The sequence below is a fragment of the Rhizobium sp. BR 314 genome (genome assembly GCF_047445805.1).
Taxonomy (GTDB): domain Bacteria; phylum Pseudomonadota; class Alphaproteobacteria; order Rhizobiales; family Rhizobiaceae; genus Rhizobium; species Rhizobium lusitanum_B.
Window position 1 is genome coordinate 140,089 of sequence record NZ_JARWLA010000007.1, and the last position, 21,453, is coordinate 161,541.

A 21,453-nucleotide genomic window follows, 5' to 3' on the forward strand; every position below is an offset into this window, starting at 1 on the left:
TCCTTCTAATTCGATGCGACGAGCGCACGCATGAAATGATTGGTGCCGATTTGCTCGACCTTGGTGGAGACCGGGCGGGTGAGCGCGCGGATCTTCTCTGCCTGCTCGAGAAAGCGGGCGCTGCCGCCGGTCACGAACCTGCGGCCTCCATGCGGAACCGCTGACAGCAGGAGTTGCGTGTAGGGATGCTTTGGCGCGGACAGCACCATTTCCGTATTGCCCCATTCCACCATCTGGCCGGCAAACATCACGACAATCTCCTCGGCGACATGGGCGGCCGTGGCAATATCATGCGTGATATAGAGCATGGCGAGATCGTTCTCGCGCTTCACACGCGCCAGGAGATCAAGGATGTCCTTGCGGATCGAAACGTCAAGCATCGAGGTCGGCTCATCCGCCACCAGCACGCTCGGCGCAACCGCCAAGGCACGGGCAATGTTGACGCGCTGGCGCTGACCGCCCGACAGTTCGTGCGGGAACTTCTGCCGCGTTACCGCCGGATCGAGGCCGACGCTGACGAGCAGCCGGTTTACATTGTCATCCCGCTCGGCCTTCGGTTTGTCGCCGCCATGAAGTTGCAGCGGCCGCGCAAGGTGATGGTTGATAGTGAAGGCGGGGTTGAGCGACGAGAAGGGATCCTGGAAAACCATTTGGACGTCCTTACGGTACATCCGCTCTTCCTTGCTCGACCCTTGCGCGCTGCGATCGTGGCCACGGAACAGAATCTTGCCCGCCGTCGGCTTGTCGAGACGAGCGATGATGCGAGCGCATGTGGTCTTGCCGCAACCCGACTCGCCGACGAGAGCAAGTGCCTTTCCCGCGAATAACGAGAAGGAAACACTCTTCAGCGCATGAACCGCGCCGAAATGGCGTTGAACATCCTCGAGCCGGATAACGGGTTCGGCAGTCACAGCCTGTATGTGCGGTTTCATGCGAAAACTCCGGGAGCGTGTGCGCTGGCTGGAAGCTGCGGAATGGCGTTCCAGAGCTTGCGGGTATAGTCGTGCCTGGGCGCCTGGCTGACCTGCGCGACATCGCCAACTTCGACCAGCTCACCCTTCAGCATCACGCCGATGCGATGGCAAAGCTGCGCCATCAGGTGCAAATCATGAGTGATGAACAGCACGGAGAAACCGTAGGTCTGCTGAAGATCGAGCACTTGCTCGAGGATCTCCCGCTGCACGACGACGTCGAGCGCCGTCGTCGGTTCGTCCATGATGATGAGTTCAGGGCGCAGCGCCAGGCAGATGGCGATAACGATGCGCTGGCGCATGCCACCGGAAAACTGATGCGGATAGTCGCTGACGCGATGGGCGGGAATGCCCACCAGCTTGAACATGTCCTCGGCACGGGCACGGGATTCCTGACGGGAGCATCCGGTATGGCGGTTCAGTACATCATGAAACTGCGCCTCCACCCGCATCAACGGATTGAGCGAGTTCATGGCGCTCTGAAACACCATGCCGACCCGCTTCCAGCGGATCTTCTGCAACTCGGTCTCCGGCATCTTGAGCAGATCCTGGCCATCCAGTCGGATGCTCCCGCCACTGATCCATGCCGGCGGCTTGGAAAGCCGCGTGATCGCGAAGGCAATCGTGCTCTTGCCGCAACCGGACTCGCCGGCGAGACCGAAAATCTCACCGCGGCCGATGTTGAACGAGACGTCTTTCACCGCGCGGAAGTCACCCCTGTCGACCAGGTAGTCGATGTTGAGATTTTCAATTTCAAGCAGGTTATCGCTCATTGGCCTGACCTCATCATGCGGTTGCGGGCTCGGGTCAGACGGAACCAACGGGTCAATGCCGGTCCGGAGCGCAATTGCGGATTGGCGATTTCATCGAAGGTGAAGTTGATGAGCGCGAGGCCAAGGCCGGTAAGCGCGATACCGGCGGCGGGCACTGCAATGTCCCACCAGGCGCCGACCATGATCGCCGAAGCGTTCTGGGCGTTGTAGAGCATCGTGCCCCAAGTCACCTTCAGCGGATCGCCGAAGCCGAGATATTCAAGCGTTGTCTGCGCCACGATCGCGTAGATGATGCTGCCGACCAGATTGATGCCGATCAACGGCGTCAGGTTCGGCAGGATTTCGACGAAGATGATGCGCCATGCCGGTTCGCCGATCATCTTCGCAGCCGTGACGAAGTCGCGATTGCGCAGAGCCATGGTTTGCGATCGGGTCATGCGCGCGCCCCACGGCCACGAGGTCAGCGCGATGATGGTCATGATGATGATCGGTCCTACCGTGCCTGCGAATGAGGCCAGGAGGATGAGCAGCGGCATGTTCGGTATGACCAGCACCGCATTGGTGGCGAGATCGAGTACCGCATCTGTCCTGCCGCCGGCATAGCCGGCGATGAGGCCGATAGCGGTGCCGATGACGGTAATGGCGATGCCGGTCGCAAAGCCTACCGAAAGCGAACTTCTCGCACCCCAGACGAACTGCCGATAGACATCACGGCCCATCTTGGTGGTTCCGAAGACATGTTCGACCGACGGAGGCTGATGCGAGCGTCCGACGCGAGCACCCGGTTCGCCCGGCGCGATGATTGGCGCGAAAATCGCCATCAGGCACAAGGCGGCAACGATGATGAAGCCGATGAGAGCCTTCTTCTGGCTGAAAATGGAGCGAAGCGCAAAGCTCATCGTACGCCCTCCCTCAGTCTCGGATCAACAAGGCCGTAGATGATGTCGACCAGGAAATTCGCGGCAAGGGTCGCCATAGTCATCAAGAGCAGTTGCCCCTGAATGACCGGATAGTCTCGCGCCACGCTGGCGGTGAAAAGCGTCAGCCCGAGGCCCGGATAGTTGAAGACGATCTCGGTAACGATGGAGCCGCCGAAGACGGCGCCAAGCATCAGCGCCAGATTGGTCAACACGGGCAAAAGCGCATTGCGGGCGCCATAGCTGAACATGACGGCGAAATTGCTGAGCCCTTTCGCCCGCCCCATGGTCACATAATCCTCACCCAGTATGACGATCATCGATGAGCGCATGGTCGTCTGGAATTCGCCGATGAGGAACGGCGAAAGCGTCAGCACCGGCAGGATGGCATGCATGAAGACGCTGCTGAAGAAGGTGAAGTTGAAGCCCGGGTCAAGATTGGGATCATAGGCATATCCCACCGGGAACCAACGCAGTGACACCGCAAAGACGAAGAGGATTGTCAGGGCGATGATCACGGGCGGGATCGAGAACATGATGACCGACAGAGGCGACACGACCGTGTCGAACCGCCCGCCGCGCCGCCAGGCCGAGATCGCGCCGAGCACGACGCCGACGCATAGCGAAAAGACAATCGCAGTCACGACCAGGAAGATGGTCCACAGCGTTGCACGGCTCAACACCTGAACCACGGTCTGCGGATAGTATTTGACCGAAACGCCGAGATCGAGGGTCGCGAGGCCTTTGAGATAATCGAGGAACTGCATCATGATCGGCTGATCGATCTCGCCGAAGCGCGCCTTGATTGCCTCGACGGCGGCGGGCGTTGCCCGTGGCCCAAGCTGGGCCACCATGGCATCGACGGGACTCCCCGGCATAAGCCGGGGAAGAATGAAGTTCACGACGATCGCGAAGGCCAGCGCCACCGCGTAGACGCCTAGGCGCCGGCTTGAAATACGCATGTCTGCTTCCTTGGCTTGGGTCTTATTGGACCGGCTTGAGACGCAGCAGATGCATCAGACGCATGCGATTGTTGTCGTGGTTTTCCGGATTCATGACCGGATCCTTGTCGGTAACCCAACCCGTGAACCGCTTACTGGAATACTGATACCAGGTCGGCCCGTTGAAGACCGGCACGACCGGGAAGTCGTCGGCGATCAGCACCTGAATATCGTTGAAGATCTTCTTGTGATCGCTGTCAGCGGACGACTTGCGATACTGGTCGAAGAGCGCATCGAGCTTCGGGTTGGAGTAGCGTGGCGCAGCAACGGTAAGCTTGCCGGCATAGTCCGTCGATAGGCTCTGATAAAAGCCCTGGAAAGGCGTGGCGGTATCGGCACGCGAGTTCATGACGACATCGAAGCTGCCATCGAGCAGCTGCTTGCGCCACTGTTCATATTCCGGCGTAGCAACGGAGGCGTTGATGCCGGCAGCACGCAGACCTTCGACAGCAATCTGCACGGCATCGATCCAGTCCGTCCAGCCGTTCGGCACGATGACCGGGAAGGTGATCGGCTTGCCGCTTGGCGTCGTGCGGAAGCCGTCGGCACCCTTCTTATAGCCGGCGTCATCGAGAATCTTGTTCGCCTTGGCAGTATCGAAGCCCATGAAGGCATCCTTATCGCCTTCGGCGGCTTTGTTGCGCCAGCTGTCGAAGCGCGGCGGCAGGCCGCTGGCATGCAGGTTGACGACCGGGTAGCCGAAGCCGGCAATATCGACCATCGACTTGCGATCCATAGCCAGGCTGAAGGCGTGACGGAAATTGAGATCCTTGAAAGCCTCGAGATTGCCGGCATTGGTGGACTTGAAATTCATCTCGAAGGCAACGGTTTCAGCCGGCGGCTGCCAGTAACCGTTATGCTGGGGATCTAGCCCAACGAAGGTCTTGTCGATTTGCGGCAGGAATGAGCCGATCCAGTCGACAGTGCCTTCCGGCAAAAGAGCCAGCATCTGGTCGTTGCCGGAAATTTGCGGCAGGCGCACGCAATCCACATGCAGCGATGCAGCATCCCAATAGTTCGGATTGCGGCACTGTTCGTAGACCTGCGGCGTGAAGCGACGGACCTCGGTCATCGGACCGGAGCCGATGGGCTTTTCGTTCTTGAAGGCGACCGGATCGGCGACGTCCTTCCAGATATGCTGGGGAACGACGGCCAGATCGGCGAGCGACTGCGGAAACTCGGAATTGACGGCTTTGAGCTTGATCGTCACCTGGGTCGGTGACGGCGCTTCGACCGACGCGACGGTCTGACCGACTCCAACCGTATCGACGGCGGGGTTCTTCAGCATCAGGTCGATCGTGTATTTCACGTCGGCCGAGGTCAGCGGCTGACCATCCGACCACTTCACACCGGGGCGCAGATCGTAGGTGACAGACAAGAGATCGTCGGAGAATTTGTAACTCGTGGCCAGGCGCCAGACGGGCTTGCCACCGTCATTGGCGTTGAAGATGACCAGCGGCTCGTAAATGAAATCCATCGTGCTCTGGCGACGACCGGCCAGATCGAAGGGATTGAAATTACTGACCCAGCTGGTCTGCTCTTCGATGTGCATCGTCAGCACGGATTCGGCCGCCGAAGCGACGCTTGCGCCGAAAGCCAGCGACACGCCGAGCGCTGCCGTTGCCAGCCACGACGTCTGCTGGAAGAGGTTATGCAATCTGCTTGTCTTCAGTCCCATTTTTAGCTCCCTCTCGTTGACCTCTAGTAGTCAATCAAATTGATTTAATCGTCAGTTTGAGCCGTCGTCAATCCGCTGATTGGAAATCAACAGGCGATGACGCGAGCGCGCGCAGACCTTCGCAACCGCCGATATGGCGACTACCGGAAATCAAAATCACAAGGGAAATGGCGAGCGTCCGGCGTGGGATCGTGGAGAATCGGACGACCTGAGACGCGTTGATAAATGCTTGTTTGTGTCAAAGACCCTCACGAGCGGGAAGCCGAGATAGGGCGCTCGAAAGAGAATGCCGGTCAGAACTCCCGGCATCGCAATTAATGACAGCGATGCCGGGTCCAATTGATTGCGCATGGGCAATCGGGTCGTCACAAGGTCATTCCGCTATCGTTGCGGAAACTTGGAGAAGGGACTTGGATACGTCTGGAAACGTCGATTTCAGTCGAGCGGCTTGTAAGCGATAACGTCCATCTCGACCTTCACATCCACCATCATCGGCGACTGAACGGTGGAACGCGCCGGCGGATGATCGATGAAGTGCTTCTGGAAAACCGCATTGAAGCTCGAGAAATCACGGGCATCGTCAAGCCAGGCATTGACCTTCACGACATGCTCGAGAGTGCAATCGGCCAGTGCAAGCACTTCCTTGATATTGGCGATGACCTGCTCGGTCTGTGCGACGATATTGCCGACGATGACCTCGCCGTTGACGGTCGGGACCTGACCCGAGACGTAGACGAAATCGCCGGCGCGCACGGCCTTGGCGAAGGGACGGCGTTGGCCGCCCGCCTGGCTGTCGGCGACATCAAAACGGATCAGCTTGTTCTTGCTCATGCTCTACTCGACCTTTCTCTGTTGTCGAAATCAGCAGCCGGCATCTCGAAATGATGTCAACGAGGCGCGACTCTTCCGCGCCCTTCCTATCCGCCATAACACGGTCACGCCAGACGTTTCGCCGTTCCGCGCCGAGCTCTCCATCTCGGCATTCCTCATGAGAAAGGTGAAAGACTGCGGATCCCGGATGGCGCCAACACTCGACACAACATCCGAGATCACAATATTTTCAAAGCATTATAACGTCTTCCTCAACATGTTAACGTTTATGATGAACGGCCTGCAAACCATAGACAGGGGTAGCAATGCCTTCCATGCGCGCCTTCAACTGTAAGGAAAGATACTGCGAGTAGTGACGCGACTGGTGGAGATTGCCGCCATGGAACCAGAGGGCCTCCTGTTGCGTCGGCTTCCACATGTTGCGCTGCTCACCTTCCCATGGGCCGGGATCCTTCGGCGTATCCGAGCCCAAACCCCAGACCTTGCCGACCTTGTCGGCGGTATCCTGATCGATCAGGTCGGCGACCCAACCGTTCATCGAACCATAGCCGGTCGCATAGACAATCACGTCAGCTGGGATTTCCCCGCCATTGTCGAGCGTGATGGAATTTTCGGTGATCTCCTCGACCTGACCGGCTTGCAGTTTGATCTTGCCGTCGATGATCAATTGCGAGGCGCCGATATCGATGTAGTAGCCGGAGCCGCGACGCAGATACTTCATGAACAGGCCAGAGCCATCCGCGCCCCAGTCCAGCTGGAACCCGGCCTTTTCCAGTGCCGCATAGAAATCGGCGTCACGCTCGCGCATTTGATTGTAGAGCGGGATCTGGAACTCGTGCATGATCCGATACGGCAACGATGCGAAGATCAAATCGGCCTTTGCCGTCGTCACCCCATTTGCCAGAGCCTGCTCGGAATAGAGGCCGCCGAGGCCGATATCCATCAAGGTTTCCGACCGGACGATATGGGTGGTCGAACGCTGGATCATCGTGACGTCGACGCCAGCTTCATGGAGAGCCGCGCAAATATCGTGGGCCGAGTTGTTGGAGCCGATGACCACGACCTTCTTGCCTTTGTAACCGTCCGGACCGGGATGCTGCGAGGAGTGATGCTGCTCTCCCTCGAAACGCCCGCGACCCTTGAAATCCGGAATGTTGGCTTTGCCGGACATGCCTGTTGCAAAGACGAGCTGTTTCGGACGTAACACGACCTCCTCACCGTCCCGGTCGACAACGATGGCCCATTCCTTCGCCTGCTCATCCCATGTTGCCGATTTCGCTGCCGAGCGCGTCCAGTAATTGAGCTCCATCACCTTGGTGTAGAATTCGAGCCAGTCTCCGATCTTGTCCTTCGGCGCAAAGACCGGCCAGTTCTTCGGGAAATCGATATAGGGCAGGTGATCGTACCAGACCGGATCGTGCAGGCAGAGCGACTTGTAGCGCTTACGCCAGGAATCGCCGGCACGATCATTCTTTTCCAGAATGATCGTGGGAACCCCAAGTTGGCGCAGGCGTGCCCCGAGCGCTATGCCGCCCTGCCCGCCGCCGATGATGACAACATAGGGCTGCTTGTCGTAGCCGAGCGTTCGCGCTTCCTCCTCGCGCTCTTCCTTCCAGGTCTTGCCGCCAAGATTCTGACCGTGCTTGGCGCCGAGTGGACGGGTGAAGCCTGATTTTTCCTCGTGCCCCTTCAACTCGACAAGTGCGGTCAACAAGGTCCAGATCAGGCCGTTCTTGAAACGGACGAGACCGTAACCGCGGCCAACGGCCGTCTCGAAAGAGATCCAGCTTTCCAGCACGCCATCGGCTTCCGCTGCTTCCTCGCCTGTGGCAACCCGGAAGTTGGAAGGCTTTGCGCCGGCAAGCTGCCTTTCCAGCATGTCGCGCACCTGATCGCGGCCTTCGACGGTCTTGATGTTCCAGGTGAAGGCGACAAGATCGCGCCAATAGCACTCCTCGGCAAACAACGAGACGGCCTCATCGATGCGGCCGGCAGCAAGTGTGTCGCCGAAAGTGTCGAGAAGCGACTGTACGCGAGTAGTTGGGGTTTTATCGAGCATTTCATCTCCTCCTGCTCTTTGAAAAATACGAGGCGGCTCCTCAACCACCTCGACGATCGATTGGCTATCGCGACAGGTCGATCAGGATTTTAAGATGGCGGCCTGCGGGATCGAGCAGTTGATCGAACCCTTCCTCGACGGCTTCGCTCAGTGATACGAATTTGGTGACGATCCTGAGCGCCGGAATCTGACCGCTGGCAATCAGCCGCGCGACGCGCGGCCAATAGTGGGTCGGATAGGCCCAAGAGCCCCTGACGTCGATATCTTTGAAAGTTACGTCGAACCAGTTCAGCGGGTTCTCGTGGGGATGCAGTCCTGTTTGGACGACGACACCCTGCTTGCGCACGGCATCCACGCAATTCTTCAATGCGTGTTCGTTGCCGACGCATTCGATAGCGATGTCGCAGCCGACATTCCCCTCCGTTTCGCTGCGAACGACATCTCCGACCTTTTCCGATCTAGGATTGATCGTCCGCACCTGACGGAGCGCCTCTCTGGCGAGCGCCAGCCGGGTGTCGTTGAGGTCGGACAGGAAGAGTTGGGTTGCTCCGGCGGCGCGCGCAGCCATCGCCGTCAGAATGCCGATCGGTCCGGCGCCGGTTATCAGGACGCTGCTGCCGGCGATAGCTCCGGCTCGATCACAGGCATAGACGGCAACCGCTGTCGGCTCGACAAGGGCAGCCTCCTCGTCGCTGAGGCTCGCAGGGATCGGCTGTACATTGTAGTCATTGAGAAGTGCTGCCTGCGACATGCCGCCCGAATGCCAGGACAGGCCGGCGAGCGCGAGCTGCGAACTTAGGTGAAAGAGCCCCCGGTCAGCATAATAATCACCGACGCGCGGCATGATCAGCGGCTGAACCGAGACACGATCGCCGATCTTCACATGAGAAACGCCCTCGCCTACTGCCCTCACAACCCCGCCGAATTCATGACCCAGAACCTGCGGCCCGTGGGCCTTGGTGAAGGGATGCGGCTCCTTTGGCACGAAGATCGGCCCATAGGCATATTCATGCAGGTCGGTACCGCAAATACCGCAGAAGCGATTTTCGATCAGGACCTCGCCCGGGCCTGGATCGGCCAGTGGAGCGATATCGTCTATGCGTAAATCCTTGGCGGCATGGAAGCGGAGTGCTTTCATTCCAGTTTCCTCCTCATTGCTCTTGCAAGGAAGAATGAGCAAACGCCGTGCCAGGCAGCCGTGAGGTCGGAAAACTAAATTATTTCAATCCATTATCCGCCGACAGCAATCCTTACCGTTAGGTGTGCAACACCTTTGCTGCAACAGGTGTTGCAGCGGCTGCCTCAGTTGAGGCGCTTCAGCCTGCGGTGAACAGTGGAGCGGTTGACACCGAGTTTGCGGGCAAGCGCGGAGACGTTGTTGCCGCACTCGTCAAGCGCCTTGCGCAGATCCGTATCGTGTTCAACCCGATCAGGTAAGGCCCCGACTTGATACAGCATGTCGGGCAGGCAATCCAGGCCGATGACGCCGCCTTCGGACAGGACAGCAGCGACGCGAAGCACATTCGAAAGCTCGCGCAGATTTCCCGGCCAGTCGTGGTCGAGCAGCGCTTGGCGAGCACCGACATCCAGCCGGTAGAATTGTGCATTCTCCCGCCCGACACGATGCAGCAGATGATCGATCACGGCATTCAGATCCTGCCTTTCGCGCAATGGCGGCAAGGCAAGCACCACGGCATTCAGGCGATAATATAGATCCTGCCGGAACTGACCGAGCGCCACGAGTTCCGCCAGATCGCGATGCGAGGCGGACAGAAGGCGCAAACGCACCGACCTCGTCTTCAGAGCCCCGATCGGTTGCACCTCATTTTCGGATAACACCCGCAGAAGGCGGCTCTGCAGAGAAAGCGGCATATCGCCGATTTCATCCAGGAACAGGGTGCCGCCGTCCGCTTCCTCAATGAGACCGCGCTTGCCCTTTTGGTTGGCGCCGGTAAAGGCTCCCGGCGCGTAGCCGAACAATTCGGATTCCATCAACTGCTCCGGAATGGCTGCACAATTGACCGCCACGAATTTTCCGCTGCCACCACAGCTGTCGTGAATGGCGCGGGCCAGATATTCCTTGCCGCTGCCGGTCTCACCGTGAATGAGGATCGGAATGTCACGCCCAGCAAGCTTGGCCGCCCGGGCCTGCAAGCGCTCCATCGCCGGATCGCCGAAGCTTAAGCTTTCGAACGCGGATTGAATCTTGGAACCATCCGCAGTCGGCATACGGCGTACGCCGGCGGCCGGAGCGATGGCGCTGGCAAAGACAGCAAGCCCGCTCTTAGCCTTGAGTAACCTGTCTCCATTCGGCCTGCCGCGCATGAATTGCGGAAGATCGTCCAGCTCGATATCGAAGAAGCGATCGATCGGTTGGCCGATGAACTGACGCGTCGAGATGCCACGCATATTCATCGCACGCGCCAAGGCCCCGAACCCACCATGCGTCATGCCGGAGATGCGGCCGCTACCATCAAGCGCGATCGCCGCATCGGGATCGACATCGAGAAACTCCGGGGAGCGTGCCAGGCGCAGCACCCAGTCGTTGCGCGTACGGGTCATCAGGTTGGCCAGCTCGATACGCCGCGCCGTCGAAGCGACGAGATGAAGCGCAAGTTGCTGACTGGCCTTTGCCGTCGGCGAGCGCAGCTGCGAGATGTCGAGAACCGCCGTCAGGTCACCCAGCGTGTCGAAGATCGGCGCGGCGGTACAGGTCAGTCCGATATGGCTGGTATCGAAGTGATCATCCTGATGGATAATGACCGGCTCGCCTGAGACGATACAGGCACCGACGGCACAGGTCCCTGCCCTGTTCTCCGACCATTCTGAACCGAGGTAGAGCCCGGCCTTGCGCAACTGATTGTCAAAGGTCGGGTCGCCCATGAAATCCACGGTTACGCCGCGGGCGTCCGACAGAAGCAGCACATAATTCTGCTCGACCACCTGGCCGAAGAGTTGCTCAAGGCCGGAGCGGCCGATGCGGATCAATTCCTCCGCCTGCTCGCGATGCTCGCGCAGCTTGGTTTCCGGCACGATATAGGCCTCCTGTGCGGCGGCAGGATCGAGCCGATAATCATTGAGACAACGCAGCCAGGATTGCACAACAGGCGCGTCGCGCGGGCTCGTGGCCCCCATCGCAACGCGCTCGATCTCCTTAATGTGCGACAAAGTCGACACCATGGACCGCTCCTCCCTCAGGGCATCGTCGCATATTCACAGCCTGTCAACAATGTGTCTTTCGGCCGGCTACCCATATGCGACGCATGTGAACGCGCCGTCGATCGAGCCTCGCGACATCTGAACCCGCCCTCCCGCCTCGGCCTTTCAGCGGAAATGAACATGGCGACACCTCAAAAGCAGCGGGATAGTGCGACCCTAGGCAGACGACAAAAAGCATGTCGCGGGCACATCCATTTTCCCGCATTGCCGCACAGCCCTTGCGCCTTCTGCGGTGGGATGATTTCATCATACGATTGTTGAGGTTCAGGAGGAAACGTCATGGCAGAACTCGCGCAATCCCTCGCTTCCATTCGCATTCCCGATCTTGCAGGCAAGCGGGTGCTGATAACGGGCGCTTCGACCGGTATCGGCGCAGCGGTCGCACTGGCCTTCGCCGCGCAAGGCATGAAGGTCGGCCTGCATTTCAATGCCAGCCGCGAGCCCGCCGAACGTCTGGCTGCCGAGATCAAGGCTGCCGATGGTACGGTCCATCTGATACAGGGCGACGTCTCCAAGGACGGCGAAACGGAACGCGTCGTCCGCGACGCTGTCGACGCTTTGGGCGGCCTAGATGGATTGGTGAACAATGCCGGCGGCATGCTGGGGCGGCTCCCGACGGCCGCCATGACCGACGAACATTACGAGCGTGTGATGAACCTCAACGCGCGCTCTGTACTCGCCGCAACTCGCGCAGCCCACCCCCATCTCAAGAAGCAGGGCGGCTTCGTCATCAACACCACCTCGATTGCAGCACGCAACGGCGGCGGCAACGGTGCGATCCTCTATGCCGCCTCCAAGGGCTTCGTCTCCACAATAACGCATGGTCACGCCAAGGAATTCGTCAACGACAAGATCCGCGTCAACGCGGTCGCGCCTGGCGTCATCGCAACGCCCTTCCACGAGCGCTATACGAATGACGAGCAGATGGAATTGCAGCGCAAGACCATCCCGATGGGCTTCGTCGGTACGCCTGAAGATTGCGTCGGCGCCTATCTGTTTCTGGCATCGCCGACATTGTCCGGCTACATCACGGGCCAGGTCATCGAGGTCAATGGTGGCCAGCTGATGCCGTAAGGCGTCGCGGCGATCGACTTCCCGCGTCGGGCAATGCTAATCTTCGCCCGACGCAGCTTTCCCGCCACAGGAAGATGGAGCGCATGCGAATGGCAAAGACGCCCATTGAGCCCAGACCTGCAACTTCCGTTCAATTGACGCATCCCGAGCGGCTCTACTGGCCGGACGACCATGTGAGCAAGCAGGATCTCGTCGACTACTACGCTTTGGCCTGGCTGCGCATGGCACCCTTTATCGTCAATCGGCCCCTGGCTCTGCTGCGCTGCCCGGAGGGTATAAGCGGGCCTCGCTTCTTCCAGAAACATGCCTGGAAAGGCCTCAATCCGCATATCATCGAGGTTGCCGACCCCGAGGACGAGGCGAGCGCCAAGTTTCTGAAGATCGAGGACTTTGACGGGCTTGCGGCGCTCGTCCAATCAGCGACGCTCGAAATACACCCTTGGGGCACGACGACAGATCATTGGGAAAAGCCCGACATGATCATCATGGATCTCGATCCCGGCGAGGATGTCGGCTGGGCTGCGGTCATTGCAGCAGCGCAGGAGATAAGAGAGCGCTTCGCGACCCTCGGCCTTGCGTCGTTCGTCAAGACCTCCGGCGGCAAGGGGCTGCATGTGGTCGCCTCCCTGAAGCCCGATGCGGAGTGGCCAAAGATCAAGGATACGGCCGAAGCCATCGCCCATGCGATGAGCGCCGACAGCCCCGACAGATATTTGTCGGTCGCCAGTAAGGCAAAGCGAACGGGCCACATCTTCATCGACTACCTGCGCAATGGCCGGAGCAGCACAGCGGTGGCCCCCTATTCAACGAGGGCAAGGCCGGGAGCCACCATATCGATGCCGATTGCCTGGGAAGAGTTGAACGACAAAATCGGGCCGGCGACTTTCACCGTCAGGAACGCCGCCACGCGGCTCGGAAGTACAAATGGCGATCCTTGGGCCAACTTCTTTGAGGCCGCATCAAAACTGAAGACATGACCTATTTGATAAATGGAACCAGGGCCGGCGTGCGAGCCTTATAGTCGGCATAGGCGCTGCCGAAAGTCTCGCTCATCCAGCTTTCTTCGATTTGAACGCGGCGCAGAAATGCATAGAGAATAGCGATGATCGCAAGCACCGCGGCAATATCGCCGCGGGCGATGGCCGAACCGATAACGGCGAGCGTCAGGCCCGAATAGATCGGGTGGCGCACGAGTGCGTAAGGACCGGAACGGATCAGCACGTGGTCTTGCTTGACGGTGATGACGCCGCTCCAGTTCCGGCCGATGTGAAAGCGGGCCCATATGGCGAAGGTGACGCCGACGAACGTCAAAACGGCGCCGACATAATAGACGTTCAAGCTATGCGGGAAGATAAGAATATTGAGAGGTCCGAGCCAGGAACGATGTGCCGCCAGCAGAAAGGCGCCGATCCCGATCGGCACGGTATTGCCGAGGCGCGACAGGGGGGGTTCCTGGCGCACGGTTTTCTTGACGCCAAAAGAGGCGAAGAGCCAGATCAGAATTAAGGCGATCCAACAAGCGGGGATGAACTGATAGACGAGCATCGCTCACGCCATATCTCTATCCAACTCCGGATAATGCCGGAAAATGCCGTTTTCATTAAACGGAATACGGCGGTCCGATTGAAGATAGCGGGCAATGTTTGGCCGTTTCATGACAGCCGCACGCAAAGCACTCAAGTGCGGATAGCGGTCGGAAAGGTGCGCTGTTGCGCGCGGAAAGGCATAGCGCAACCCTTCGAAGACCTGGAAGAGCGATAGATCCACATAGGTCAATCCGCCGCCGAAGATATGGGCCGGCCCTTCAGGATTTTGCTGGAGCACCCGCTCGAAATAGCCAAGATATTTCGGAATGCGATTCTGGATGAATTCTGCCGATCGACTCTTGGCCTCCTCCTTCTGGTCTTCATAATATTTCGAGGTGGCAATGGGATGATGGGTATCATGCACTTCAGCGACAAAATCGGTAATCGTCAGCTGGAGGCCGTTCAACACATGACGTTCACCCTCATTTTGGGGGGCCAGGCGCAGCTTTGGCCCGAGATACATCAGTATGTTTGCCGCATGCGGAATAATGCGTTCGCCATCCTTCAAGAACGGCGGCGCGAACGGGATATCGGCATCGGACCTGCTGCCCATGATTGCCATCATGGCCGGTATTCCCTGTCCCTTGCTTGACGGGCCGCGGCAAACATCGACGTAATCGGCGTTGGCTTCTTCCAGCGCCAATCGCACAAACTCGCCGCGACCTTGAATGCTGTCCCAATAATAAAGCTCATAAGGCATTTATCTCTCCCGCAGCATCTCTTGCCGCCATTGCAAATCGATACGCCGTAACACAGGCCTGCTCTCGCCTTCGGCGGCATGATGCGTTGCTTGCACCTTGCGAGAACCTATCATCGGTTTTGCCAAACGAAAGGGGCCGATCCTGCGCCACGGGCTCGCGAGCCAGTCATTTGCACGGGCACGGCACTTCTTTCTCGTCCTGTTTCAGGAATGAGCGGCCTGCTCGTGGCGCTTGCGCGTTGCAGCCGCTTTCTTGGCCGATGCGGAGCGCTCGGCTGCCGGCCGGCTCGCCGAAGCGCGGCCGCCGATCCTGCCACCCTTCTCTGACGATAGATGGTTCTCCGGGTGGCCGCGACCGGAACCCGACTTCTTGCCGCCGCCACTCTCCTTGTTCACAGTTGCCCATGCGCGTTGCTCCGCTTCGTCACGGGAAACGCCGCGGCTCTCGTAACCTTCCTCGATATGCTCGGCTTTACGCTTCTGCTTGTCCGTGTAAGCGGATTTGTCTCCACGTGGCATGATCTTTCTCCCTAGTTTCGGATGAAAGACCAACCCGTCGTCACGGAAAAGGTTCCGATACCCGGCTGGGAGACGCGCGATTGATTGCGCCAAACAACGTGCGACGGTCGCTACGAGGCGCGCCACGCTGCTTGGCCGACGCGGGAAAGAACATCCCGACGGAGCGATCGATGATCAGAATAAGGATCAATGCCGCCATGAGATAAAGTGCGGCAAGTGCGAGAAGAGAAGTCATTGCGTCCCCCCTGCCCGGTCTACGCAACTGTAAGAACGGCACGCTGCAACGATCGTCGACACAACAACAAACAGATCATCGATATAGCTAGTACGCATGGCGGGGCTCCCTGACCCCTCCTATAGCACCGATGTGTGACAATTATTCCATGCCTCGCGGCCAAGCCACCGAAATCATTGCCAATATCTCGATGACAACTGTCAAGAAACGAGCGGCTCGACGCTCATCATCGAGCCGCCCTCGCCTCCGCCGCACTCACGGGGCAGCACGTGCATCAGGCCTTGGCTTTGACAGCCTTCTTCGGGGTCCGCCTCGCGGTAGGCTTGTCCGCCGCCTCTTCGACGACGGCAGCCACAGCGACCGTGGGCTTGCGCTTCGCCTTGGATTTCGCGCCGAGCTTGCTTTCCTTGCCGACGCTTTTTTCCAGAGCGATGCGCTCGCTGCTTGCCTGCTGCCAGTGCGTAACGTCACGCCCGGTCGGATAACCTTCCTCCTCCCAGATCGCATATGCACGTTTCTTGATCCATTCGTCCCGAGATTCCAACATCTGCTGTTCTCCGTTCGCATCAATGAACATGGTTGGTGATCGATGCCCGTTCTTGAAACGCGGGCTTTCATACCTCCCCCCGAGCAGCCAGGACCCCATGCATGTCGTTGGGTCATGGGGCGATTTCGCGAGTCCCGGCTCTCGAACCGCAGTGGCGCTTCACACTAAGAACACAAATTACCGTGGGGGACGGTAGCGAAGCGGCCGAACCTCGACACTATGAGCGCGACAAACACGCCGTTCAATTAAAAATATCTAATAAGGTCTGCTTTCGCACCGAAAACATCCATCTATCAAAGATCGCAAGGCGGCTGATTGCAGCTTTTGCGGTCGTGGATATACTCGCGCCATGATCGACCTTGTGGCTGCCCATTGGGGCCAAATCCTTGCCGTCCTCTCCATCACCATGGGAGCGGCTGCCGCGATCCACGCCGCCATGACCAAAGAGGATGTCCGTGCCGCGATCGGCTGGGTCGGCGTCGTCATCCTGTCGCCTATCGTTGGCGCGCTGCTCTATGCCGTAGCAGGCATCAACCGCATTCGTCGAGCCTCTCTCGGCTCACAGCGCGACGCGCTCTTTCGCGAGAACACCATCGGCAAGCTGGCCAGTTTCGACGCCGAGGACGATCAGGTGCGGCGGCTTTTCGGCGATCGTTTCGGCTCGATGAAAACGCTTGGCGACCGTGTCGTGCGCTATACCATGAGCACGGGCAACACCATCGAAATGCTGACAAGCGGCGATGTCGCCTATGCTGCCATGAAAGCCGCGATCGACGGCGCCGAACGCGCCATTCTGATGGAGACCTATATATTCGACCGCGACCCCATCGGCTTGCGGATCGCCGATGCGCTGATCGCAGCTGCCAAACGCGGCGTCAGCGTGCGCGTCCTGATAGATGCGGTCGGCGCGCGTTATTCGGTGCCGAGCATCATGGGCTATCTCAGCCAGGGCGGCGTCGATGTCGACGTCTTCAACGGCAACGTCATCATCGGACTGAGATTGCCCTATGCCAATCTGCGCACTCACCGCAAGATTCTGAGCATCGACGGGCGCATCGCGTTTACTGGCGGCATGAATATACGCCAGGGATTCACGCGCGAGTTCGCCCATGAACACAGCGCACGCGACATGCATTTCTGCGTGACAGGTCCGGCGGTTGCCGACCTCTTCAACACCGCTGCCGAGGACTGGCGCTTCACCACAGGCGAAGCTCTGGACAGCGACGAATGGCGGATTGCAGTCCCCACCAACGAGCCAGGAGCGCCTGTCTTCATGCGCGTCGTCGCCTCGGGGCCTGACCGAAGCCTCGAGACCAACCACAAGATGCTCATCGGCGCACTGTCGGTGGCGCATAAGACGATCCGCATCATGTCGCCCTATTTCCTGCCGGATCGGGAATTGATCAGCGCGCTCGTCACGGCGGCAAGACGCGGCGTAGAGGTCGACATCGTCGTGCCGACGGCCAACAATCTCGTGCTGGTGGACCGCGCCATGACAGCGCAATTCGACCAGATGCTGAAGAATTACTGTCGCATCTGGCGTGCCGAGGGTCCGTTCAACCATTCCAAGCTTCTGGCTATCGACGGAATCTGGGCCTGTGTCGGCTCGTCCAATCTCGATCCGCGATCCCTGCGCTTGAACTTCGAGGTTGATCTGGAAGTGCTCGATCGCGGTTTTGCCGGCACGATCGATGCCCATATCGGCGCGATCCTGGAGACTGCACAGCCGGTCGATCTTGAGAAATTGCGGGCGCGCCCCTTCGTCGTCAGGCTGATCGAGAAGGTACTTTGGCTCGGCTCGCCCTATCTCTGACAGCAAAGCGTAGAGACAAACTGTCCCTGTTGCAGCCTTTTTACATGACAAGGCCAACCATCGGTTCCTATACTCTGGCTGATATGCCCGACATGGTCTGATCAGGGAACGGTCGACGGAAAGATGAGAAAAAACAAAGAAAGTCTCCGTGCGAGCATTCTGGAAAGCCTGAAGAACCGAAAGAAGTCGCTTCCCAGGCCGGCAGGTCAGCCTGAGCGTCCTCAAGGTACACTGATCGCCTCATACAACGTCCATAAATGCGTTGGCGCCGACCGCCGCTTCGACCCTGAGAGAATCAGCCGGGTCATTCATGAAATAGATGCCGACGTCATCGGTTTGCAGGAGGCGGATACACGCTTCGGGGAGCGTACCGGCCTGCTCGATCTGCGCCGGCTCGAACGTGAATCCGGGCTCACCCCGGTACCGATCGCCGGCACCCGTAAGGCGCATGGCTGGCACGGCAACGTCGTTCTCTTCAGGCAAGGCACAGTACGCGACGTGCACCAGATCAAGCTGCCGGGGCTCGAGCCACGCGGCGCATTGATTGCAGAAATCGAGCTGGCGCGCGGCGGCAGCATCCGCATCATCGCCGCCCATCTCGGCCTGCTGCACCGCTCGCGCGCCCAGCAGACGCGACTGATCGTCGATCTTATGACCGACGGCCGCGAAATGCCGACCATATTGCTTGGCGATCTCAACGAGTGGCGTTTGGGCGACCGCTCGTCCCTCAATACGTTCCAGAATGCGTTCGGGCCGTTGCCTCCGGCGGTGCCGAGCTTCCCCTCGACGCTGCCGTTGTTGGCGCTCGATCGCATCATGGCAAACCGGCGCGGCATGATCTCGGCGGTCGAAGTGCATGACACGCCATTGGCCCGCGTCGCTTCCGACCATTTGCCCATCAAGGCTGTGGTCAGTCTCGAGCCGCCCGATACCGAAACCGAGGTTCGGTCGCAGGCAGTCCAAGCTTAAAAGCTTGCTGTGGTCATCACGGCCTCCCGCAGGAAGCCGCGATGAGAGTTGGACTACCCTTTTGCTCAGGCGGCATTGATGGCGGCAAAAACCTCCTCGTAACGCCCCTCTCGTTCAGCCGAGCGCCGCGCACGGTCTCGCTCGACCAGCACCTCGCCCCGAGGATGGTTTCCCGTTTCCAGCAATTGCATGACTTCCGCCACATAGGCGGCGACTGGGATGGCGCGCGGATCGATCGCCTGATGACGACCGGTAAGCTCGGTTTGCACATAGGGCGGCGAAAGCTCCAGCACTTCGACAGGGATGTTGCGAAGCTGATGGCGCAGCGATTGCAGCCAGGAATGCAGGAAGGCCTTGCTGGCGCAATAGGTCGGGAAATCAGCGCGCGGAATGAAGGCGAGGTTCGAGCTCGTCGCCATGATCGTCGCTCCCGCCCGTCTCCTGAGCACCGGCAGGAATGCGGCTATCACCCGCAATACACCCATAATATTCGTGTCGACGATAGATTGCGCGTCTGCCGCATCCCAGTCGTCTACCGTCATGTCCTCCGCGCGGGAGATACCGGCATTGGCGATGAGGACATTCAGTTCGGGAAAGCATGCCCGCACATCTCTTGCCAGTTTGGACAATGTGTTGGGATCGTCGAGATCAAGCTGCATTCCCACCAGGCCGGGTCGATCTGCCGCTATCTGCTCAAGCAGAGACAAACGCCTCCCTGTGATGATGACGCGGTTGCCGCGGTCGTGAAAGGCTTCGGCCAGCGCGCGGCCGATGCCGCTCGTGCCGCCGGTTATAAGGATCGTATTGCCGGTCATTCGCATAGTTTTGCTCCATTGTTGCGTGCGGGCTCGGCCCGATGGTTAGAGCGCACCTGTCGGCAGCCTGTAAGATTGCTCCGAGGAAAGCCGAAACAAAGCGACATGGCTGCGCAGGGGGCGCCGGCGCCAATGGGAAACGTCGTCTTCCGCAATGCTCCATGCCGGCCCACGACGCCCAGCGCTTGGAGGCGAGCAAAGCAAGCGAGAACCGCATGCTGCCGGCCGCCACGCGCGGAACACAATCGGAGCCATCAAATGGCGGATAATCGGAAATGGGAACAACGATGTCATACCATAAACGCCTCTCGTATCGAGACCTCCCTGCTGGGACCTTCTCGACAAAGGCGCGTTGGATGACGGTAACGCCTACGACAATGCTACTCGAGCAACTGTATTCCGGCGTCTAGCTTGACGCCGGCTTGTTGTCAATCCAAGGCCCCCTGTACGAGGGAGGCCTTGGATGATTGAAATCACGTAAGGACCGTTTTCGGGGGGACCGCACCGCTGCGCTTTTCACCTGCAGCCGAGAGGATGGCGACCACACAAGCCAAAATGAGCGCAACTGCACCGAGCACCGGCAGGCTACGATAGCCATATCCGCCCTCCAGCAAGGCAGCGCCGACAACCGCGGCAATCGCGATACCGATGTTGAATCCTGATGGAATGAGGGAAGAAGCCAGGCTCGGCGCGTCCGCGGTCCACATAAGGATGCGAGCCTGAATAGGAGTGCCGATAGCAAAGTTGAGCGCACCCCAGACAAAAATCGTGACCGTCATCGCCAGAGGATAGGGGCTAACCATATAAAGGATTGAGAGTGTTACGGCCTGAATGGCAAGCAGCGCAATGAGCGACGGCATGAGCCTCCAATCGGACAGTCGCCCACCGATGAAAACGCCAAGCGTTGCCCCGACGCCGTTGAGCAGCAACACCCAGGGAATGACCATGGCATCAAGGCCCGTCACCTCTTGCAGCAGGGGCGTTATGTAGGTGAAAGGCACCATCTGTCCGATCATCAGAGCAAGCATCATGATGAGTGATGTCCAAACCTGCTGACGGCCGAGAACGCGGACCTCTTTGCCCAGATGGCCGGACTGTCGCGGTTCAGCCTTGGTTTGCGGGATCAACACCCATATTGCCACCAGTGCGAGGGCGCCGACTACGGTCATCGCCCAGAACGTCGTCCGCCATCCCCAAAGGCCACCGATCGCGGCGCCTGCGGGCACGCCGATGATGTTGGAGACCGTCAGGCCCGCGAGAATTACGGACACGGCGCGACCTCGAAAGGCCTGCGGGACGAGACCAACGGCAACCACCATCGCAATGCCGAAATAGGCGCCATGAGCAACGGCGGTCGCAACGCGGAAGACCAGCATGCTGGCGAAGCTAGGAGCAAGTGCGCAGGCGACTTGGCCCAGGCAGAAGGCTGTCGTGAGGGCGAGAAGAATAGTGCGCCGCGAAACCTGCCGCGTGGCCATCGTCAGGAATGGCCCGCCAATCGCGATGCCCAGCGCATAACCGGAAACCAGATAACCCGCGAAAGGAATGGAAACACCCAGTCCGTGAGCCACATCCGGGAGAATACCCGCAATGACGAATTCGGTAGTGCCGAACGCGAAGGCGGCGAGAAACAAAGCAAATAGGGGTAAGGGCACGTCCATCTCCCATATAAAGGCATAAGGATTTCTTTATATTACAACCAAAAGGACATCAAGCGTCGCTTGCGAGAAAGTGAGCACAGCGCTG

At 59.2% G+C, this 21,453-nt stretch carries 20 protein-coding genes; 4 read left to right on the forward strand and 16 right to left on the reverse strand.

Annotated features, from left to right (window positions below):
• Window positions 1-5: 5 nt before the first annotated feature.
• From QD461_RS12405 to QD461_RS12445, 9 genes are all read right to left on the reverse strand, one after another.
• Window positions 6-932, reverse strand: a complete 927-nt coding sequence (locus QD461_RS12405; protein WP_414088045.1) for an ABC transporter ATP-binding protein — start codon at window positions 930-932, stop codon at window positions 6-8.
• A complete protein-coding gene (locus tag QD461_RS12410; protein ID WP_414088046.1) occupies window positions 929-1,744 on the reverse strand; it encodes an ABC transporter ATP-binding protein in 816 nt (271 codons plus the stop codon). The genes QD461_RS12405 and QD461_RS12410 overlap by 4 nt, the downstream gene beginning before the upstream one ends.
• Complete coding sequence (locus tag QD461_RS12415) at window positions 1,741-2,643, reverse strand: ABC transporter permease (protein ID WP_414088047.1); 903 nt, start codon at window positions 2,641-2,643, stop codon at window positions 1,741-1,743. The genes QD461_RS12410 and QD461_RS12415 overlap by 4 nt, the downstream gene beginning before the upstream one ends.
• The gene (locus QD461_RS12420) at window positions 2,640-3,623 is read right to left on the reverse strand and encodes an ABC transporter permease (protein ID WP_414088048.1); all 984 of its coding nucleotides are present in this window, start codon (window positions 3,621-3,623) and stop codon (window positions 2,640-2,642) included. The genes QD461_RS12415 and QD461_RS12420 overlap by 4 nt, the downstream gene beginning before the upstream one ends.
• Before the next feature lie 22 nt (window positions 3,624-3,645).
• Window positions 3,646-5,214: an ABC transporter substrate-binding protein gene (locus QD461_RS12425; RefSeq protein WP_414088133.1), complete on the reverse strand. Its 1,569-nt coding sequence runs from the start codon at window positions 5,212-5,214 to the stop codon at window positions 3,646-3,648.
• Window positions 5,215-5,775: 561 nt separating this feature from the next.
• On the reverse strand, window positions 5,776-6,171 hold the full coding sequence (locus QD461_RS12430) for a RidA family protein (protein ID WP_184707780.1): 396 nt from the start codon (window positions 6,169-6,171) through the stop codon (window positions 5,776-5,778).
• Between the two features lie 259 nt (window positions 6,172-6,430).
• Window positions 6,431-8,230: an NAD(P)/FAD-dependent oxidoreductase gene (locus tag QD461_RS12435; protein WP_414088049.1), complete on the reverse strand. Its 1,800-nt coding sequence runs from the start codon at window positions 8,228-8,230 to the stop codon at window positions 6,431-6,433.
• A 64-nt stretch (window positions 8,231-8,294) separates the two neighbouring features.
• Window positions 8,295-9,368 (reverse strand): 2,3-butanediol dehydrogenase, encoded by a 1,074-nt coding sequence (locus tag QD461_RS12440; RefSeq protein ID WP_414088050.1) that lies wholly within the window; start codon window positions 9,366-9,368, stop codon window positions 8,295-8,297.
• 164 nt (window positions 9,369-9,532) lie between these two features.
• A complete protein-coding gene (locus tag QD461_RS12445) occupies window positions 9,533-11,410 on the reverse strand; it encodes a sigma-54-dependent Fis family transcriptional regulator (RefSeq protein WP_414088051.1) in 1,878 nt (625 codons plus the stop codon).
• Between the two features lie 318 nt (window positions 11,411-11,728).
• Between QD461_RS12445 and QD461_RS12450 the strand changes: the two genes are divergently transcribed.
• Together QD461_RS12450 and ligD are read left to right on the forward strand one after the other, a co-directional pair.
• Window positions 11,729-12,523, forward strand: coding sequence for an SDR family NAD(P)-dependent oxidoreductase (locus QD461_RS12450; protein WP_184707772.1), 795 nt, complete (start codon window positions 11,729-11,731; stop codon window positions 12,521-12,523).
• A gap of 104 nt (window positions 12,524-12,627) precedes the next feature.
• The gene (gene ligD / locus QD461_RS12455) at window positions 12,628-13,500 is read left to right on the forward strand and encodes a non-homologous end-joining DNA ligase (protein ID WP_414088134.1); all 873 of its coding nucleotides are present in this window, start codon (window positions 12,628-12,630) and stop codon (window positions 13,498-13,500) included.
• Window position 13,501: 1 nt separating this feature from the next.
• On the opposite strand, the gene QD461_RS12460 is transcribed toward ligD, so the two are convergent.
• The 5 genes from QD461_RS12460 to QD461_RS12480 all read right to left on the reverse strand — a co-directional run bounded on the left by QD461_RS12460 (window position 13,502) and on the right by QD461_RS12480 (window position 16,110).
• Window positions 13,502-14,068: a methyltransferase family protein gene (locus QD461_RS12460; RefSeq protein WP_414088052.1), complete on the reverse strand. Its 567-nt coding sequence runs from the start codon at window positions 14,066-14,068 to the stop codon at window positions 13,502-13,504.
• A gap of 3 nt (window positions 14,069-14,071) precedes the next feature.
• Window positions 14,072-14,809 (reverse strand): glutathione S-transferase, encoded by a 738-nt coding sequence (locus QD461_RS12465; RefSeq protein ID WP_414088053.1) that lies wholly within the window; start codon window positions 14,807-14,809, stop codon window positions 14,072-14,074.
• Between the two features lie 204 nt (window positions 14,810-15,013).
• The gene (locus QD461_RS12470) at window positions 15,014-15,328 is read right to left on the reverse strand and encodes a plasmid stabilization protein (RefSeq protein ID WP_414088054.1); all 315 of its coding nucleotides are present in this window, start codon (window positions 15,326-15,328) and stop codon (window positions 15,014-15,016) included.
• A gap of 40 nt (window positions 15,329-15,368) precedes the next feature.
• Window positions 15,369-15,563: a hypothetical protein gene (locus QD461_RS12475; RefSeq protein ID WP_414088055.1), complete on the reverse strand. Its 195-nt coding sequence runs from the start codon at window positions 15,561-15,563 to the stop codon at window positions 15,369-15,371.
• Between the two features lie 274 nt (window positions 15,564-15,837).
• Window positions 15,838-16,110, reverse strand: coding sequence for a DUF2934 domain-containing protein (locus QD461_RS12480; protein WP_414088056.1), 273 nt, complete (start codon window positions 16,108-16,110; stop codon window positions 15,838-15,840).
• A gap of 349 nt (window positions 16,111-16,459) precedes the next feature.
• Here QD461_RS12480 and QD461_RS12485 point away from each other — a divergent pair, with 349 nt between their 5' ends.
• Both QD461_RS12485 and QD461_RS12490 read left to right on the forward strand, forming a co-directional pair.
• Window positions 16,460-17,923, forward strand: coding sequence for a phospholipase D-like domain-containing protein (locus QD461_RS12485; RefSeq protein WP_414088057.1), 1,464 nt, complete (start codon window positions 16,460-16,462; stop codon window positions 17,921-17,923).
• A gap of 123 nt (window positions 17,924-18,046) precedes the next feature.
• Window positions 18,047-18,892 (forward strand): endonuclease/exonuclease/phosphatase family protein, encoded by an 846-nt coding sequence (locus tag QD461_RS12490; protein WP_414088058.1) that lies wholly within the window; start codon window positions 18,047-18,049, stop codon window positions 18,890-18,892.
• Window positions 18,893-18,957: 65 nt separating this feature from the next.
• Here the strand turns inward: QD461_RS12490 and QD461_RS12495 are convergent, their stop codons facing one another.
• Entirely contained in the window at window positions 18,958-19,713 is a 756-nt protein-coding gene (locus tag QD461_RS12495) for an SDR family oxidoreductase (protein ID WP_414088059.1), read from the reverse strand.
• Window positions 19,714-20,180: 467 nt separating this feature from the next.
• Window positions 20,181-21,368: an MFS transporter gene (locus QD461_RS12500; protein WP_414088060.1), complete on the reverse strand. Its 1,188-nt coding sequence runs from the start codon at window positions 21,366-21,368 to the stop codon at window positions 20,181-20,183.
• Window positions 21,369-21,453: the final 85 nt, after the last annotated feature.

Excerpts from the sequence above, each read along its gene's own strand:
- QD461_RS12405 (WP_414088045.1), bottom strand. The coding sequence starts at position 932 with ATGAAACCGCACATACAGGCTGTGACTGCCGAACCCGTTATCCGGCTC.
- QD461_RS12410 (WP_414088046.1), bottom strand. The coding sequence starts at position 1,744 with ATGAGCGATAACCTGCTTGAAATTGAAAATCTCAACATCGACTACCTG.
- QD461_RS12415 (WP_414088047.1), bottom strand. The coding sequence starts at position 2,643 with ATGAGCTTTGCGCTTCGCTCCATTTTCAGCCAGAAGAAGGCTCTCATC.
- QD461_RS12420 (WP_414088048.1), bottom strand. The coding sequence starts at position 3,623 with ATGCGTATTTCAAGCCGGCGCCTAGGCGTCTACGCGGTGGCGCTGGCC.
- QD461_RS12425 (WP_414088133.1), bottom strand. The coding sequence starts at position 5,214 with ATGCACATCGAAGAGCAGACCAGCTGGGTCAGTAATTTCAATCCCTTC.
- QD461_RS12430 (WP_184707780.1), bottom strand. The coding sequence starts at position 6,171 with ATGAGCAAGAACAAGCTGATCCGTTTTGATGTCGCCGACAGCCAGGCG.
- QD461_RS12435 (WP_414088049.1), bottom strand. The coding sequence starts at position 8,230 with ATGCTCGATAAAACCCCAACTACTCGCGTACAGTCGCTTCTCGACACT.
- QD461_RS12440 (WP_414088050.1), bottom strand. The coding sequence starts at position 9,368 with ATGAAAGCACTCCGCTTCCATGCCGCCAAGGATTTACGCATAGACGAT.
- QD461_RS12445 (WP_414088051.1), bottom strand. The coding sequence starts at position 11,410 with ATGGTGTCGACTTTGTCGCACATTAAGGAGATCGAGCGCGTTGCGATG.
- QD461_RS12450 (WP_184707772.1), top strand. The coding sequence starts at position 11,729 with ATGGCAGAACTCGCGCAATCCCTCGCTTCCATTCGCATTCCCGATCTT.
- QD461_RS12460 (WP_414088052.1), bottom strand. The coding sequence starts at position 14,068 with ATGCTCGTCTATCAGTTCATCCCCGCTTGTTGGATCGCCTTAATTCTG.
- QD461_RS12465 (WP_414088053.1), bottom strand. The coding sequence starts at position 14,809 with ATGCCTTATGAGCTTTATTATTGGGACAGCATTCAAGGTCGCGGCGAG.
- QD461_RS12470 (WP_414088054.1), bottom strand. The coding sequence starts at position 15,328 with ATGCCACGTGGAGACAAATCCGCTTACACGGACAAGCAGAAGCGTAAA.
- QD461_RS12475 (WP_414088055.1), bottom strand. The coding sequence starts at position 15,563 with ATGACTTCTCTTCTCGCACTTGCCGCACTTTATCTCATGGCGGCATTG.
- QD461_RS12480 (WP_414088056.1), bottom strand. The coding sequence starts at position 16,110 with ATGTTGGAATCTCGGGACGAATGGATCAAGAAACGTGCATATGCGATC.
- QD461_RS12485 (WP_414088057.1), top strand. The coding sequence starts at position 16,460 with ATGATCGACCTTGTGGCTGCCCATTGGGGCCAAATCCTTGCCGTCCTC.
- QD461_RS12490 (WP_414088058.1), top strand. The coding sequence starts at position 18,047 with ATGAGAAAAAACAAAGAAAGTCTCCGTGCGAGCATTCTGGAAAGCCTG.
- QD461_RS12495 (WP_414088059.1), bottom strand. The coding sequence starts at position 19,713 with ATGCGAATGACCGGCAATACGATCCTTATAACCGGCGGCACGAGCGGC.
- QD461_RS12500 (WP_414088060.1), bottom strand. The coding sequence starts at position 21,368 with ATGGACGTGCCCTTACCCCTATTTGCTTTGTTTCTCGCCGCCTTCGCG.